17 protein-coding genes are annotated in these 12,473 nt (G+C 63.2%); 6 read left to right on the top strand and 11 right to left on the bottom strand.

Translation table 11 applies throughout. The features are described 5' to 3' along the window. Positions 1 to 119: 119 nt before the first annotated feature. The 11 genes from IEW00_RS02050 to flgB form a co-directional block, all read right to left on the bottom strand. Positions 120 to 971 carry a flagellin gene (locus IEW00_RS02050; RefSeq protein ID WP_188512686.1) on the bottom strand — a complete coding sequence of 284 codons (852 nt, stop codon included), beginning with the start codon at positions 969 to 971 and terminating at the stop codon, positions 120 to 122. Between the two features lie 17 nt (positions 972 to 988). After that, on the bottom strand, positions 989 to 2,320 hold the full coding sequence (gene flgK, locus IEW00_RS02045; RefSeq protein ID WP_188512685.1) for a flagellar hook-associated protein FlgK: 1,332 nt from the start codon (positions 2,318 to 2,320) through the stop codon (positions 989 to 991). Next, positions 2,317 to 2,667: a rod-binding protein gene (locus tag IEW00_RS02040; protein ID WP_188513065.1), complete on the bottom strand. Its 351-nt coding sequence runs from the start codon at positions 2,665 to 2,667 to the stop codon at positions 2,317 to 2,319. The genes flgK and IEW00_RS02040 overlap by 4 nt, the downstream gene beginning before the upstream one ends. A gap of 5 nt (positions 2,668 to 2,672) precedes the next feature. After that, positions 2,673 to 3,791 carry a flagellar basal body P-ring protein FlgI gene (locus IEW00_RS02035; RefSeq protein ID WP_373282553.1) on the bottom strand — a complete coding sequence of 373 codons (1,119 nt, stop codon included), beginning with the start codon at positions 3,789 to 3,791 and terminating at the stop codon, positions 2,673 to 2,675. Positions 3,792 to 3,802: 11 nt separating this feature from the next. Further along, positions 3,803 to 4,444, bottom strand: a complete 642-nt coding sequence (locus IEW00_RS02030; RefSeq protein WP_188513063.1) for a flagellar basal body L-ring protein FlgH — start codon at positions 4,442 to 4,444, stop codon at positions 3,803 to 3,805. 205 nt (positions 4,445 to 4,649) lie between these two features. After that, a complete protein-coding gene (gene flgG, locus IEW00_RS02025) occupies positions 4,650 to 5,441 on the bottom strand; it encodes a flagellar basal-body rod protein FlgG (RefSeq protein ID WP_188512684.1) in 792 nt (263 codons plus the stop codon). A 22-nt stretch (positions 5,442 to 5,463) separates the two neighbouring features. Beyond that, positions 5,464 to 6,207, bottom strand: coding sequence for a flagellar basal body rod protein FlgF (locus tag IEW00_RS02020; RefSeq protein ID WP_188512683.1), 744 nt, complete (start codon positions 6,205 to 6,207; stop codon positions 5,464 to 5,466). A gap of 49 nt (positions 6,208 to 6,256) precedes the next feature. Next, the gene (locus IEW00_RS02015; RefSeq protein ID WP_188512682.1) at positions 6,257 to 7,087 is read right to left on the bottom strand and encodes a flagellar hook-basal body complex protein; all 831 of its coding nucleotides are present in this window, start codon (positions 7,085 to 7,087) and stop codon (positions 6,257 to 6,259) included. 52 nt (positions 7,088 to 7,139) lie between these two features. Next, a complete protein-coding gene (locus IEW00_RS02010) occupies positions 7,140 to 7,793 on the bottom strand; it encodes a flagellar hook assembly protein FlgD (RefSeq protein ID WP_188512681.1) in 654 nt (217 codons plus the stop codon). Beyond that, complete coding sequence (flgC, locus tag IEW00_RS02005; protein ID WP_188512680.1) at positions 7,790 to 8,194, bottom strand: flagellar basal body rod protein FlgC; 405 nt, start codon at positions 8,192 to 8,194, stop codon at positions 7,790 to 7,792. The genes IEW00_RS02010 and flgC overlap by 4 nt, the downstream gene beginning before the upstream one ends. 3 nt (positions 8,195 to 8,197) lie before the next feature. Further along, positions 8,198 to 8,548, bottom strand: coding sequence for a flagellar basal body rod protein FlgB (gene flgB, locus IEW00_RS02000; RefSeq protein WP_188512679.1), 351 nt, complete (start codon positions 8,546 to 8,548; stop codon positions 8,198 to 8,200). Positions 8,549 to 8,830: 282 nt separating this feature from the next. On the opposite strand from flgB, the gene IEW00_RS01995 reads away from it, so the two are divergent. The 6 genes from IEW00_RS01995 to IEW00_RS01970 all read left to right on the top strand — a co-directional run bounded on the left by IEW00_RS01995 (position 8,831) and on the right by IEW00_RS01970 (position 12,469). After that, positions 8,831 to 9,532, top strand: coding sequence for a MotA/TolQ/ExbB proton channel family protein (locus tag IEW00_RS01995; RefSeq protein WP_188512678.1), 702 nt, complete (start codon positions 8,831 to 8,833; stop codon positions 9,530 to 9,532). After that, positions 9,529 to 10,011, top strand: coding sequence for a hypothetical protein (locus IEW00_RS01990; RefSeq protein WP_188512677.1), 483 nt, complete (start codon positions 9,529 to 9,531; stop codon positions 10,009 to 10,011). Before IEW00_RS01995 ends, IEW00_RS01990 begins: the two co-directional genes overlap by 4 nt. Before the next feature lie 58 nt (positions 10,012 to 10,069). Next, positions 10,070 to 10,642 (top strand): flagellar protein, encoded by a 573-nt coding sequence (locus IEW00_RS01985; protein WP_229736754.1) that lies wholly within the window; start codon positions 10,070 to 10,072, stop codon positions 10,640 to 10,642. A gap of 132 nt (positions 10,643 to 10,774) precedes the next feature. Then, positions 10,775 to 11,062: a flagellar biosynthesis anti-sigma factor FlgM gene (gene flgM, locus IEW00_RS01980; RefSeq protein ID WP_229736753.1), complete on the top strand. Its 288-nt coding sequence runs from the start codon at positions 10,775 to 10,777 to the stop codon at positions 11,060 to 11,062. Next, positions 11,062 to 11,370, top strand: a complete 309-nt coding sequence (locus IEW00_RS01975) for a hypothetical protein (protein ID WP_188512675.1) — start codon at positions 11,062 to 11,064, stop codon at positions 11,368 to 11,370. Before flgM ends, IEW00_RS01975 begins: the two co-directional genes overlap by 1 nt. A 301-nt stretch (positions 11,371 to 11,671) precedes the next feature. Continuing rightward, positions 11,672 to 12,469 carry a lysozyme family protein gene (locus IEW00_RS01970; RefSeq protein WP_188513061.1) on the top strand — a complete coding sequence of 266 codons (798 nt, stop codon included), beginning with the start codon at positions 11,672 to 11,674 and terminating at the stop codon, positions 12,467 to 12,469. Positions 12,470 to 12,473: the final 4 nt, after the last annotated feature.

The following is a 12,473-nucleotide window of genomic DNA, read 5'->3' as shown; positions in this document are numbered from 1 at the left end:
GATTAATCGCATCACGAAAGGTGACGCAATGAGGCCACAAATCGGCCCTTACAGATCGTAGAACGGCTTTGGCTGGTCGTGGTTAAGCGCTAAATAGGGTTAATAAAAAAGGATTTTTGTTAACGCAGATAGTCGAACAGCGTTTGCTGCGACACCTTGCCATAGACCGCCTGCGTTGCCTGCAGATTCGTCATTAGCGTCTGCAGCCGGGTCAGTGCCTCGGTAACATTGGCGTCAGACAATTCCGATTTGCGCCCAGCGAGCGACAGTTTGCTCTGATCGAGCTGGTCGCGGGTCGCCTCCAGCGTGCTGCGGACCACACCCTGGCGGGTCAGCAGCTGCGTGATCCTGTCCAGCGCACCATCAAGTGCGGTCAGCTGGTCGCCACGGTCGGCACCATTGCCATTGCGAATAGCTTCGGCCGTAGCGGCCATGATCTGATCAAGCGTGGCTGTCGCACCGCCTGAGATGGGGATGTCTTCCTGCACCGCATCCATATTGGGCGAAGCCACCGTGGTGCGGCCATCGCTGATCGGAACGCGGATCGGCGGTCCGCTGCCGAACAGCTGGCCACCATAATTGTCTCGCTGATTGAGCGCATCGCGGAAATCGGACGCGATCCCTTCGACCTCAAGCGCCAGCGACTCCGGATCGGAGGGCGCAAGCGTGCCCGAATTGCCCTGGAGCAGAAGCTCGCGCGTGCGGATCAATCCGCTGACGATGGTGTTGAGGCTGGCCTCTGCCTGGCTCGATCGGGTCTCCGCGCGGCCCAGGTTCTGGGTCCACGCATTTTCGTCAGACTGAAAGCGCGAGATGTTGGCGACCTCAAGCCAAGCCTTGGGATCGTTCGACGGGTTGGCGATACGGCTTTCGCCACCGACCAGCGCCTGCTGCTTGGCGATCAGCTGGCTCAGCAGGATCTGCTGCGACACAGCCTCCGGCGCACGATAGCGGTTCACTGACTGGACCATCTTAGCTTATCCCGTCCTCAAAAAATCGATAGAATGGATTGCAGCGCCTCACGCGCAACCTGGATAACCCGTGCTGAAGCCTCATAGGCCTGCTGCAGGCGGATCAGGTCGGCAGCTTCGCGGTCGAGCTCGACCAGCGACACGCTGTCGCGCTGCTTGCGCGCGCTGCTGTCCAATGCGCTGGCGGCTGCCGCTTCGCTGCGGATCGAGGCCAGCGCGGTGGCATGGCCCGCCATGAAATTGTTCCAGCGTGTTTCAACGCCATCGGTGGTGCGCAGGCCGGTCAGCTTCAGCAAATTTCCATTAGGCGTGCCATCGGCGCTGGCCGCAGCGATGTCAGCAATCGCGGATGTTGTCGTCGCCAGCGTCGCAACGCCGCCGGTCATCGTGACAAGTGGCGGTCCTGGCGTACCGGCGGCTGTCACGCCATTGGCGTTCCAAGCGTTGACATCATCAACGAACTGGCGCGCCAGGGCTTCAATCTCGGCTATCCGGGTCTGCACGGTCGAACCGGCGCGGCTCAGCCCTGCCAGCGAACCGTTGCTGGGGCTGCGGGCCGGGTTGCCATTGATCAGAATTCCGAGGCTACCGTCGGCATTCGTGGCCACCGTAACTTCGGCTGCGATGTTCACCCCGGCGAGCGTCTGCCCATCATAAGTGACTGTGGCCGTTCCGTTGCCAGACAGCGAAATGGTCGCATCGAGCTTCTCGGTGATGACCGCGAGCATCGAGTCGCGGGCATCAAGCAACCCTGCATGCGCATCGGTACCAACCGGGGTGCGGGTAATGTTGAGGTTGAGTTCGTTGAGATTGTTCAGTGCCGAATTGAGCGTCAGCGCGTCGAGTTCGGCGGTCTGGACCACCTGTTCGGATGTCAGTTGCAGATTGCGCGAGGTGCGTTTGAAGGAATCGACGACAGCATCGATCTCTGCGACGAAGGTCAGCCTCAACGCGTTATCGAACGGGGCCGCGGCAAGCTCCTCACCCCGACCGAAAAAGCTGTTGAGCCGCGTGCCGACATTCGACCCGGCGTTGTTAAGATTGGTTTCGATCCGCTCCATCCAGCCTGTCTGGATTTCGGTGCGGATCCGCGACGCGCCCGTCTGGCGGACCTGGGTTTCGAGAAAGTCATCCGACGACCGCGTGGTGCTGACGATGCGGACGCCGTTAAGCCCGGACTGGTTGGCGTATAACGGGTTGAGCTTGCCGGATACGGTCGCATCGGAAAGCAGGGTGCTACGCCGCACGTAGTCGGGGTTTTCCGCGTTCGCAATGTTGTGCGACACGGTTTCCATCGACCTTGCATAGGCCTTCAGGCCCGACCGGCCGATTGAGAGCAGATCGCTCATGGCTTATCCATCCCGAACTGCTTGAGCACCATTTCAGCGATGCCAAAGCTCTGTTTGTCGGCCATGTCGTCTGCCAGCCGGGCATCCATCAGGTCGCGGAACTGGTCTCCCGCATCGGAACCCATCAGCGGATCGCCCTTGGTCGCGCTGCGCATCGTGCCGATCATCTGGCGCAGGAAAATCGCTTCGAACGATTCTGCCGCCTTGCGCAGTTCGGCCTCGCGGGCCTGGCTCTGGCTACCTGCACCCGCGGTATCCTGGACCGCTGCAGCAGCCGTCGCCGCCTGCCTGCCGAGCGGCAGCGGTGCACTGGTGCGGGCCAGAGCGAAAGCGGCAGAGGCGGGCATCACGGTCACAGGATCACCAGCTCCGCCTTCAGGGCGCCGGCCTGCTTCAACGCTTCCAGGATCGCAGCCAGATCACTGGGCGATGCACCGATGGCATTGATGGTTTCGACGATCTCCGACAAGTTTGCACCTTTTGTGATCTCGAACGCCGGGTTGGTCTGTTCTTCGATCTCTATCTGGCTGCGCTGTTCGACAGCCGTCTGGCCCTGGCTGAACGGCGCAGGTTGCACGACGGTTGGCGCTTCCTGCACCTTCACGGTCAATTTGCCATGGCTGACCGCCGCAGAGCCGATCCGCACTGCACCGTTGATAACGACCGTACCGGTCCGCGCGTTAACAATTACTTTTGCGGGGGCCTCTGCCGGGGTCACCGGAATGTTCTCGATACGGGACATCATCATCACCCGCTCCTGCGGCGTGACGGGCGCAGCGATGCGCACCGAGACGGCATCGTTGGCCACCGCGAGCGCATAGCCGAACTGGCTGTTGATCGCATCGGCAACACGCATCGCGGTGGTGAGGTCTGCATCGGCCAGGTTGAAGAGCAGATACGGGGTCTGGTCGAAACCGGTATCGACCGCGCGTTCAACCGTGGCACCTGCTGCGATACGGCCGACCGAAGGGATGTTGACGACGGTGTTCGACCCGTCCGCCCCGGTGACACCCAGGCCGCCCACGGCAAGGTTGCCCTGCGCCATGGCATAGATCTGGCCGTCTGCGCCCTGTAGCGGCATCATGATCAGCGTGCCGCCGCGCAGCGACTTGGCCTGGCCGATCGCAGAGACGGTGACGTCCAGACGCTGGCCCGGCTTGGCCATCGGGGGCAGCTCGGCGGTGACCATGACAGCAGCGGCGTTGCGCGTGGCCGGGTTGAGGCCGGGTGGGAGCGAGAGGCCAAAGCGGTTGGTGATCCCGCGCATGCCAAGCGTTGCATATTGCAGATTGTCATCGCCGGTGCCGGGAAGGCCCACGACGATACCGTAGCCGGTCAGCTGGTTGACACGCAGGCCCTGGAACGCACCCAGATCCTTGATCCGCTCGGCGTGCGCGGGCTGCGCGGCTGCAAGCAGCAAAAGCGCCAGCGCCAGCATCGTGCGGACCATATTGGTGAGGGGACGGGTCATATCAGGTGCCTTTAAAACGGACTGACGATTTCAAAGAAGCGCTGCAGCCAGCCCTTCTGGCTGGCGCGCGCGATCTCCCCGGTGCCGCCATAGATGATCTGGGCGTTGGCGACGCGCGAGGAGGGAATGACGTTTTCCGGACCGATATCGATCGCGCGGACGATGCCGCTGAAGCGGATGTGCTCCGAGCCGCGGTTGAGGCTGATCAGCTTTTCGCCGCGCACCAGCATCGTGCCGTTGGGATAAACCTCGGCAATCGTGACGGTGACCTGACCCTGCAGCGAGTTGGACTGCTGCGCGGTTCCGGTACCCTGGAAGCTGGTGTTGCCGCCCATGCCGATGTCGCTGGGGTTGAAGAAACTCAGCGGTCCGGTCGCAGGCGGGGTGATGCCGATGCTGCCGTTGCGATCGGTGTTGGCACCATTGGACTTCACCGCCTGGGTACGTTCGACCAGCGCGATCGTCAGAATGTCGCCCACCATGCCGGCGCGCGCGCCGCTGGTGAGTGCGGAGTATCCGTTGCTCGCCTGGAAGATCGCGCCGTTGGGCACAGCAGGTGCCGGAAGCGGCATCGACAATGTCGGCGCGTAATCGGGATCCGGCTGAATCGGCGGTTTCTTCTTGCGCGCGTAAGCGGGCGAGGCGCTGATCATGAGCGAGAGCGCGATGGTGGCGACAAGTCCTCCCCGGAACGGGGAGGGGGACCGCGAAGCGGTGGAGGGGATGCGAGGTTGCAGATTTGGCGAAGGGAAGCACAATCCGGCTTCCCCTCCACCACGCTGCTGCGCAGCGCGGTCCGCCTCTCCGTTCCGGGGAGGATTGAGCGGTGCGATATCGGAAATACGGGTCATTTATCGATCAACCCATCTGCTGGTTGGCGAACTGGAGCATTTCGTCGGTGGCCGAGATCATCTTGGAATTGACCTCATAGGCACGCTGGGTCTCGATCATGTCGACGAGTTCCTCGACGATGTTGACGTTCGACCCTTCCAGCGCGCCCTGGCGCAGCGTGCCGCGACCTTCGAGCCCGGCGGCACCCGTGACGGGCGGGCCGCTGGCGGCGGTCTGCGCAAGCAGGTTGTTGCCCAGCGACTGAAGGCCGGCCGGATTGACGAAGCTGGCAATCTCGATCTGGCCGAGCTCGCTGGGCTCGGGCTGGCCGGCAAGCGTCGCCGAAACCATGCCGTCCGAACCGATGGTGATCCCGGTGACGCCTGGCGGTACCTGGATGTTGGGGATGACCGGCAAGCCTTCGGGGGTCACCAGCAGGCCCTCTGCGGTCTGGTTGAAATTGCCCGCGCGGGTGAACGCGAACGTGCCATCGGGCAGCTGGACCTGAAAATAGCCGTTGCCCTCGATCATCAGATCAAGCGCGTTGTTGGTGATCTGGGCCGAACCCTGGGTGTCGATGCGGCTGGTGCCGGCAACCTTGACCCCGGTGCCGACCGAAAGTCCGGTGGCATAGCGGTTCTGCGCATCGGCGCGGGCGCCCGGCGCGATCTGCTGCTGATAGGCCAAGGTCTCGAAATTGGCGCGGTCGCGCTTGAAACCGGTGGTGTTCACGTTTGCCAGGTTGTTGGCGATGACGCGCATCTTGGTGTTCTGCGCGTCCAGCCCGGTGCGGGCGACCTGAAGGGCTCCGTTGCTCATCTTATTTTCACTCCGTTCCGGTTCAAGCGGACAGCTGCATGATGCGTGCGCCGCTTTCGTCCATTTCCTGGGCGGTGGTCAGCATCTTGACCTGGGTTTCCCAGGCGCGGCTGGCCTCGATCATGTCGACCAGCGACTGGGTCATGTTGACGTTCGATCCCTCCAGCGCGCCTGTGGTCACGCTGGCATCGGGGTCATCGGGCAGCGCGCCATCGCCGGGCACGCGGAACAGGTTGTCGCGGCCTTTCTTGATTTCGCTGCCCTGCGGGCTGACCAGCTTCAACCGGCCGGCCTCGATCGGCTGGGCGGGGTCACCGCCGACCGGAACGATCGAGATCGCACCGTTCGACGCGATTGTGATCCTGTCGGCAGAAGGCAGGGTGATCGGGCCGTTCTGGCCGAGTACCGGGTGGCCATCGCCCGTGGTCAGCAGACCGGTTTCGTTGACCACCAGATCACCACGCCGCGTATAGGCTTCGGCGCCATCCGGGGCCTGGACCGCCAGCAGCGCGTCACCGTTGATCGCGACGTCCAGCGTGCCGCCGGTGTTTTCGATCGTGCCGCCATTCATGTCCGCGCCGATCACCGCCTCGCTGGTCGATGCGCGGCTGTCGAGCCCATCGCCCTGAACATACAGGGCGCGGGCGTTGATGATCTCGGCCCGAAAGCCGGTGGTATCGGCATTTGCCATGTTGTTGGCAATAGCCGTCTGCCGGTTCATGATGCCCTGCATGGCTTTGAGGTTGATGTGGATCATTTTGTCCATGTCAGGGCACCGTGTGTGAGGGGTTCAGTATCAATCGATCAGGCGGTTATCAGCTCCGCAGGTTGACGATGGCCTGCGTCATGTTGTTGGCGGTTTCGATCGCCTTGGCATTCGCCTGGAAGTTGCGCTGGGCTGCGATCAATCCCACCAGTTCTTCGGTCAGATCGATATTCGCCGCTTCGAGCGTACCCGAGCGGACGGTGCCCAACGGGCCGTTGCCGGCCTGGTTGATCAGCGCGACCCCCGAGACACCGGTGGCCTGCCAATGCGAGTCGCCGATCGGGCGCAAGCCTTCAACCGCGGCAAAGCTGGCCATGGCAACCGCGCCGACGCGCGACTGGTTGCCATTCGAATAGGTCGCGCTGACGATGCCGTCATCGGCAATGGTGATGTTGGACAGCACCGCAGTCGGATCGGTGGGGTCCGTTTCGGGCAGCACGAAATCGTACATATCGGCGGCCGAGGTAGATGTGATCTGACCGGCGGCGTTGACCGGCAGCAGCTGGACCTTGTTGCCGGTGCTGTCGACGACTTCGCGATCGACATTGACCGTGAACGAACCGTTGCGAGTGTAGGTCTGTGCCTCGCGCGGGGGCTGGCCCTTGACGATGAAGAAGCCGTCGCCAGCCACCGCCAGATCGAGCGTGCGTCCGGTCGAGTTGAGCGAGCCTTGCGTGTACTGCTGGACAATGCCGTTGAGGCGGACGCCCTGGCCGGCGACCGACTTGGTGTTCTGCGTGGGTGCAGATGCAAACAGGTCGCCGAACTCGGCGCGGCTCTTCTTGAAACCGATCGAGTTGCTGTTGGCGATGTTGTTGGAAACAACCGAAAGATCGGTCTGGGCCGCTTTCAGGCCGCTGAGCGAAGTGACGAAAGACATGTGAGCTTACTCCTCAGTAAAACTTGGACAGATGAGGTGAACAGGACCGCGATCAGGCGATGCGTCTGGCGCTGGTGGCTGATATGTTGCCCGCAGGGGTCACCAGCATCGCCTCGGACCCGGTGCTGCTGGATTCGACCGCGGTTACCGGTAGCCAGACGGCAAGCGTGGACGGGGTAGCGCCGGTGATCCGTGCCTTAAGCGCGCCGGCATCGACCGGGTTGCCGGCATCATCCTGGCTGATCAGTTCAAACGGAACCTTGCCCGCCTCAAGCTTGCCCAGTCGCTGGGTGTGCACGACCTCGCCCGCAGGGTTCAGCCACTCGACCGAGACATCGGCTGCAGGCGCGCTCAACGTGAACTCGCCGCGATAGCGGCCCTGTGCGTCGGCATAGGCGGTGTCGCCATCCTGCAGCACCGAACGACCGATGAAATTGGCGGCTTCCGACAGCCGCGAGGTGCCGAAGGCTCCGGCGATGTTCTTGAGCGAGGCATTCATCTCGGAAATGCCCGCGACCTGGCTGAACTGCGCCATCTGTCCGACCATCGCCTGGTTGTCGACCGGATCGAAGGGGTCCTGGTACTTCAGCTGTGCGGTCATCAGCTTCAGGAACGCGGCCTGGCCAAGCGAATCCTGGCTGTTCTTGGCTGCAACGCTGTCGTTCTTTACCTGGGTAGCGACAAAATCGCCCGTAATCGTCGTCATTTGCCCATCCTTACGGTATCGAGGATCAGCGACTTTGCGGTCTGCATCACCTGCACGTTGTTCTGGTATTGCCGGGCGGTCTCCAGCATATCGATCAGCTCTGCGGTCTCGTCGACGCCGGCATCCCAGACATAGCCTTCACCATCGGCCATCGGGTTGGTCGGGTCGTGGCGCTTGACCGGCTTGATGTCGGACTGGATCACCTTTTCGACCTGCACGGTGGCAACGCCGGGGCTTTCCTCGATGGTCTTGAACACCGGCTTGATCGCGCGATAGGCCTCGGCCTCACTTGCATAGGTGGTACGGGCGTTGGCCAGGTTCGATGCTGTGGTGTTGAGCCGCGACAGCTGCGCCGACATCGCGCGGCCTGAGATGTCGAAGATGTTCATGGGACCGGGCATGGCTTATTCTCCCTTGATCGCGCGGGTCAGTGTCGCGACGCGGCCCTCGAGGAACGACAGGGTGGTCGAATAGCCGATGGCGTTTTCGGCAAACAATGTCTGCTCGGTGGAAAGCTCCACGGTGTTGCCATCCATCGATGGCTGCAGCGGGACGCGATAGCCGGCGTTCGTTCCGAGCGCCGCGTCGAGGCTGTCACCGCCCTGCACGCGCTGCATCGCCTTGTCGAAATCCAGGTCGCGCGCCTTGTATCCGGGCGTCGCGGCATTGGCGATGTTCGATGCCAGCATCGACAGCCGCTGCGATCGCAGCTGCAGCGCCGTGCCGTGCATTCCGAAAATCCTGTCTGCCCCCATGGGACCATTCCTCTTAATCGATGGCTGCACCTGCCGTCATAAGCGATGGACAAATTGCGTCGCGTAGATGGTAAGCAATGCCCATGCCATTTTGGTGAAACCCTCGGTTTTACTGGGGTTTTGGCAGGTCCGGTACAGGATCGGTTCGGGGTGGGCGAGCGAGACGGCAAGGTCTTGCCGGTCGGGCGGCAAGGTTTTGCCGCACTGGCCTGCACAACTGGCCCGCACATCTGGCCTGCGCATCTGGCCCGTACAGGCAATCGAAGGATTACAGGACAGATCATGACGATGGCCGCCTTTCTTGACCCGCTGGCTCTGGGCTGCGTCGCAGGTGCAAGCTTTGCTGTCGCCTGGATACAGAACGGCACGGCGGCGGCGCTCAGCGGATTTTCCGCACTGCGCCGCGAGCTGTGGATGAAAACCCAGGACCAGGCCGACGAAGGCCATCGCGCAGTGCTGCGGATCGAGCATACCGTCGAACGTCGAGGCGTCAGCTGCGCCGACCGGGTCAAGGCGGGCGGAGCATTTGTCCTCGCCGCTGCCGATGCGATGGCCAACAATCGCTCGCTCGATGGGTTTCAGGCCGCAATGCAGCGACTGGGGGCGCAACGCCGCGCGCGGCTGACCGCAATGGTCCGCTTCTGGGAAAATGTTGCCGATTGCGCGCCCGCGATGGGGATGCTCGGAACGGTAATCGGCCTGATCTTGCTGTTCGGCAATGTGTCGGACGCCGCCTCGATCGGCCGGGCGATGGCGGTTGCGTTGCTGACCACTTTATACGGGCTGGTGCTGTCCAACCTGATCGCCGGACCTATTGCCCAGCGCCTCGCGCGGATCGCGGGCGAACAGATCGGCTGGGAAGAGGACGTAGCACGGCGTCTGATCGAGATCGGCCGACGGGAGTATCCCGATATCACCGCCAATGGACTTTATGTGGCGACCGAAGAGCCGCACGCTGCACGAACGCCTGCCGTCCCCTCATGACCCCGGCCCAGCGCAGCACTGTCTCGTTCCTCGACCTTGCCCTCATCATGACCGGGGTCATGGCCATGATCGCCAGCGTGGGCGATCGGCATACGGTGGTGGCAGACGCGCTGGTCGACACGTTCAGCCCGCAAAAAGACGCAGCAGCACAGCGGGTCATTCTGCCTCTCGCCAGCCTGTTCGAGCCGCAAGATGCGCGGTTGAGTGCCGACGGCTCCGCAAAAATCGCCGCATTGGGGATCAAGGCCCAGGCCGCCGAGGTCGGCATCACGGTGCCGGTGGTGGCAGAAGTCGGCATATCGCGGCTGGATCGGTGGGAGCTTGCCGCCGCGCGCACCGCCGCAATCATGCGGGTGCTCGCCGATCAGGGCATTGCCGACAGCAACATGGTTCCTGATCTGGCGCGCCCGGGCGCCGGCGCAAAGGCTCGGCACCGCGATGTGACGCTGACTGTGCGCGCCAAGGATCGCGCGCGATAGCCGCAGTCTGGCACGGACCTTGCTGTGACTGGGCCGACAGTCATCAAAGGACCGTGTTATGCTTGCTTTCAAATCCGTGCTGACCCCAGGGCTGCTGACGCCCGTGCTGCTGGGCGCTATTCTCGCCGCGCCGGTCCCGGCAATGGCGCAGGCCCAGGCTCAGGGGATACAGAATTTGGGCGACATCGATATACTGGTCGCCGCCACGATGGGCGCCGAAGTCGGACAGCCCGGGGGTGCGCGCGCACTGGTTGACCGCCGCCTCAGGCTCAAGGCCTGCCCGGTGGCGCTCGAGATCACCGGGCCCGATATGGGTGCAGCTGCTGTGCGCTGCCCGACCCTGGGCTGGCGGATCCGCGTCCCGCTCGATCTGAGCGCCGAACCTGCGCAGTCGGTGGCAACACGCGCCCCCCAGCAGCGCGGCGCTGCGGGAATGGGTCAGGAAGGCATCAAGCGCGGCGAGCCGATCCTACTCACCGTCGATCGACCGATGTTCTCGCTTTCGAGGGTGATGATCGCCGACAGGGACGGCCGCGTCGGCGAGGTCATTCCCGTGCGCGACGAGCCCAGGGGCAAGCCCATCTTCGTACGGATCGTCGAACCCGGCCGCGCGACGATCCTGAGCAACTAGGAATCCCTGGTGACCAATCGGTTCACCATGCCGGCCAAAACCGCATTAACCTTTTGTCAAAAATTCGCCTTAAGCAAGCCAGGCCAAGGCCGTTAAAGGACGTAAGTCATGCTAGAACGAGGTCTAAATTCCATGTCCCGTATTACCGCATATGGCAGTCCGGCTATCGGTGCGACCCGCAAGGGCGGTGCAACCGAAAAGGCCGTTGAAGCCGCAGCAACCGCTGCCGCGTCGGACAACACTGTCCGCAACGCGCCCACCACCATCAGCTTTGCGCAGACTGCAGCTGCATCCGCGCCGATCGACGAAGGCCGCGTGGCCGCGATCCGCGAGGCGCTTGCCAATGGCAGCTATGTCATCGATGCCGAAAAGCTCGCGGCCAAGATGATCGAACTCGACCTTGGCGGAGTTGCCAACTGATGCAGGCCGATCTGCTTGAGCGGTTCGCCGACACGCAAAGCGCGCTGATTGCCGCGCTCGATTCGGGCGATACCGCAGCGATGATCGCGCATACGCGTGATTTGGGCGGCATCACCGATGCGCTGCGCACGCAGGGCGTGTTGCGGGCCGATACCAGCACCCGCAGCCAGCTCGACAGCCTGCTGAAATTCAACACCGCCGCTGCCCAGCGGCTGCGCTTCCTGCGCGACCATGTTGATCGCCGCGTCGCCGCGATCCAGGGCGATGAGGCCGGCGCCACCTACAGTGCGCCTGTCCGCCGGGTGTAACGCTTTGAGATAACGTGGGGCAAGCCCTCCATCCCTCGCGGGATGGAGGGCTTTTTTATATGAGGCTTCTCCCTTGATGGGAGAGGCAGCGAGACTTGGCAGCTTGCTGCCTTAGTCGCAGCGGTGAGGGTGATGGTGCGGCCGGGCGCCGACTATGCGGTATCGAACCGGTGCGCAATCCGGAGAGAACACCCCCACCCAACCCTCCCCCATCGAGGGGGAGGGCTTTTGAGACCAGCCCCCCGAAAAACTGGCACAGCTCTTGCTGATACCTTCTCCAGAAACCTTGGAGACCCGCGTTTTGTCCTCGTATCTTGGCAGTGTCGGCAACAGTGGAGATCGCGTTACCCGCGCGATTGCTGCATCCGCGCGCCGTACGGGGGTCGATTTTACCTATCTGATGGGCCAGGCGCGCATCGAAAGCGGGATGAATCCCGATGCCAAGGCCTCGACCTCCTCGGCCACCGGGTTGTACCAGTTCATCGATCAAAGCTGGCTTGGCGTCGTCGAGAAGCACGGTACCAAGCATGGGCTGGACTGGGCGGCAAACGCAATCCAGCGCGATGGCAGGGGCCGTTACCGCGTCGCCGATACAGAAACCCGCCAGGCGATCCTCGCACTTCGCAAGAACCCCGAAGTTGCAGCCTTGATGGCGGGCGAATTTGCTTCCGACAACCGCCAGTACCTTGAGGGTAGCCTGGGTCGCCAAGCCGCACCGGTCGACCTTTATCTCGCGCATTTCCTGGGCCCGGAGGGGGCGCGACAGTTTCTCAGCGCGCACGATGCCAATCCCGATGCCGCAGCTGCCCCGCAATTCGGGCGCGCAGCCAACGCCAATCGCGCCATCTTCTTCGATCGCTCGGGCAGCCCCCGCAGCTTTGCCGAGATCCGCGGCCGATTTGCCGACAAGCTCGGCGGGGCGGCAGGCGCCGGCGGCAGCCGCTTGCCGCGCGAGGGCAATGACCTGCCGCAGGTGCAACCTGCCGATTATGTCCGGCTCGCCAGCGCGCGCGCCACACGACCAGACAATTCCGCCTCGCTGGGCGGCAATGACAATGCGCGGCTGGCTTACATGCTGCTCGCGTCGATGGGAGCCTGAACTG

The organism is Blastomonas aquatica (genome assembly GCF_014639875.1).
In the GTDB taxonomy this organism is placed as follows: domain Bacteria; phylum Pseudomonadota; class Alphaproteobacteria; order Sphingomonadales; family Sphingomonadaceae; genus Blastomonas; species Blastomonas aquatica.
The sequence above is the reverse complement of the archived record's forward strand: the minus strand, read 5'-3'. Positions and strand labels throughout refer to the sequence as shown.

Bases quoted from the DNA above. Each gene is read 5' to 3' on its own strand.
- IEW00_RS02050 (WP_188512686.1), bottom strand. From the start codon at position 971: ATGGTCCAGTCAGTGAACCGCTATCGTGCGCCGGAGGCTGTGTCGCAG.
- flgK (WP_188512685.1), bottom strand. From the start codon at position 2,320: ATGAGCGATCTGCTCTCAATCGGCCGGTCGGGCCTGAAGGCCTATGCA.
- IEW00_RS02040 (WP_188513065.1), bottom strand. From the start codon at position 2,667: ATGCCCGCCTCTGCCGCTTTCGCTCTGGCCCGCACCAGTGCACCGCTG.
- IEW00_RS02035 (WP_373282553.1), bottom strand. From the start codon at position 3,791: ATGACCCGTCCCCTCACCAATATGGTCCGCACGATGCTGGCGCTGGCG.
- IEW00_RS02030 (WP_188513063.1), bottom strand. From the start codon at position 4,444: ATGATCAGCGCCTCGCCCGCTTACGCGCGCAAGAAGAAACCGCCGATT.
- flgG (WP_188512684.1), bottom strand. From the start codon at position 5,441: ATGAGCAACGGAGCCCTTCAGGTCGCCCGCACCGGGCTGGACGCGCAG.
- IEW00_RS02020 (WP_188512683.1), bottom strand. From the start codon at position 6,207: ATGGACAAAATGATCCACATCAACCTCAAAGCCATGCAGGGCATCATG.
- IEW00_RS02015 (WP_188512682.1), bottom strand. From the start codon at position 7,087: ATGTCTTTCGTCACTTCGCTCAGCGGCCTGAAAGCGGCCCAGACCGAT.
- IEW00_RS02010 (WP_188512681.1), bottom strand. From the start codon at position 7,793: ATGACGACGATTACGGGCGATTTTGTCGCTACCCAGGTAAAGAACGAC.
- flgC (WP_188512680.1), bottom strand. From the start codon at position 8,194: ATGCCCGGTCCCATGAACATCTTCGACATCTCAGGCCGCGCGATGTCG.
- flgB (WP_188512679.1), bottom strand. From the start codon at position 8,548: ATGGGGGCAGACAGGATTTTCGGAATGCACGGCACGGCGCTGCAGCTG.
- IEW00_RS01995 (WP_188512678.1), top strand. From the start codon at position 8,831: ATGACGATGGCCGCCTTTCTTGACCCGCTGGCTCTGGGCTGCGTCGCA.
- IEW00_RS01990 (WP_188512677.1), top strand. From the start codon at position 9,529: ATGACCCCGGCCCAGCGCAGCACTGTCTCGTTCCTCGACCTTGCCCTC.
- IEW00_RS01985 (WP_229736754.1), top strand. From the start codon at position 10,070: ATGCTTGCTTTCAAATCCGTGCTGACCCCAGGGCTGCTGACGCCCGTG.
- flgM (WP_229736753.1), top strand. From the start codon at position 10,775: ATGTCCCGTATTACCGCATATGGCAGTCCGGCTATCGGTGCGACCCGC.
- IEW00_RS01975 (WP_188512675.1), top strand. From the start codon at position 11,062: ATGCAGGCCGATCTGCTTGAGCGGTTCGCCGACACGCAAAGCGCGCTG.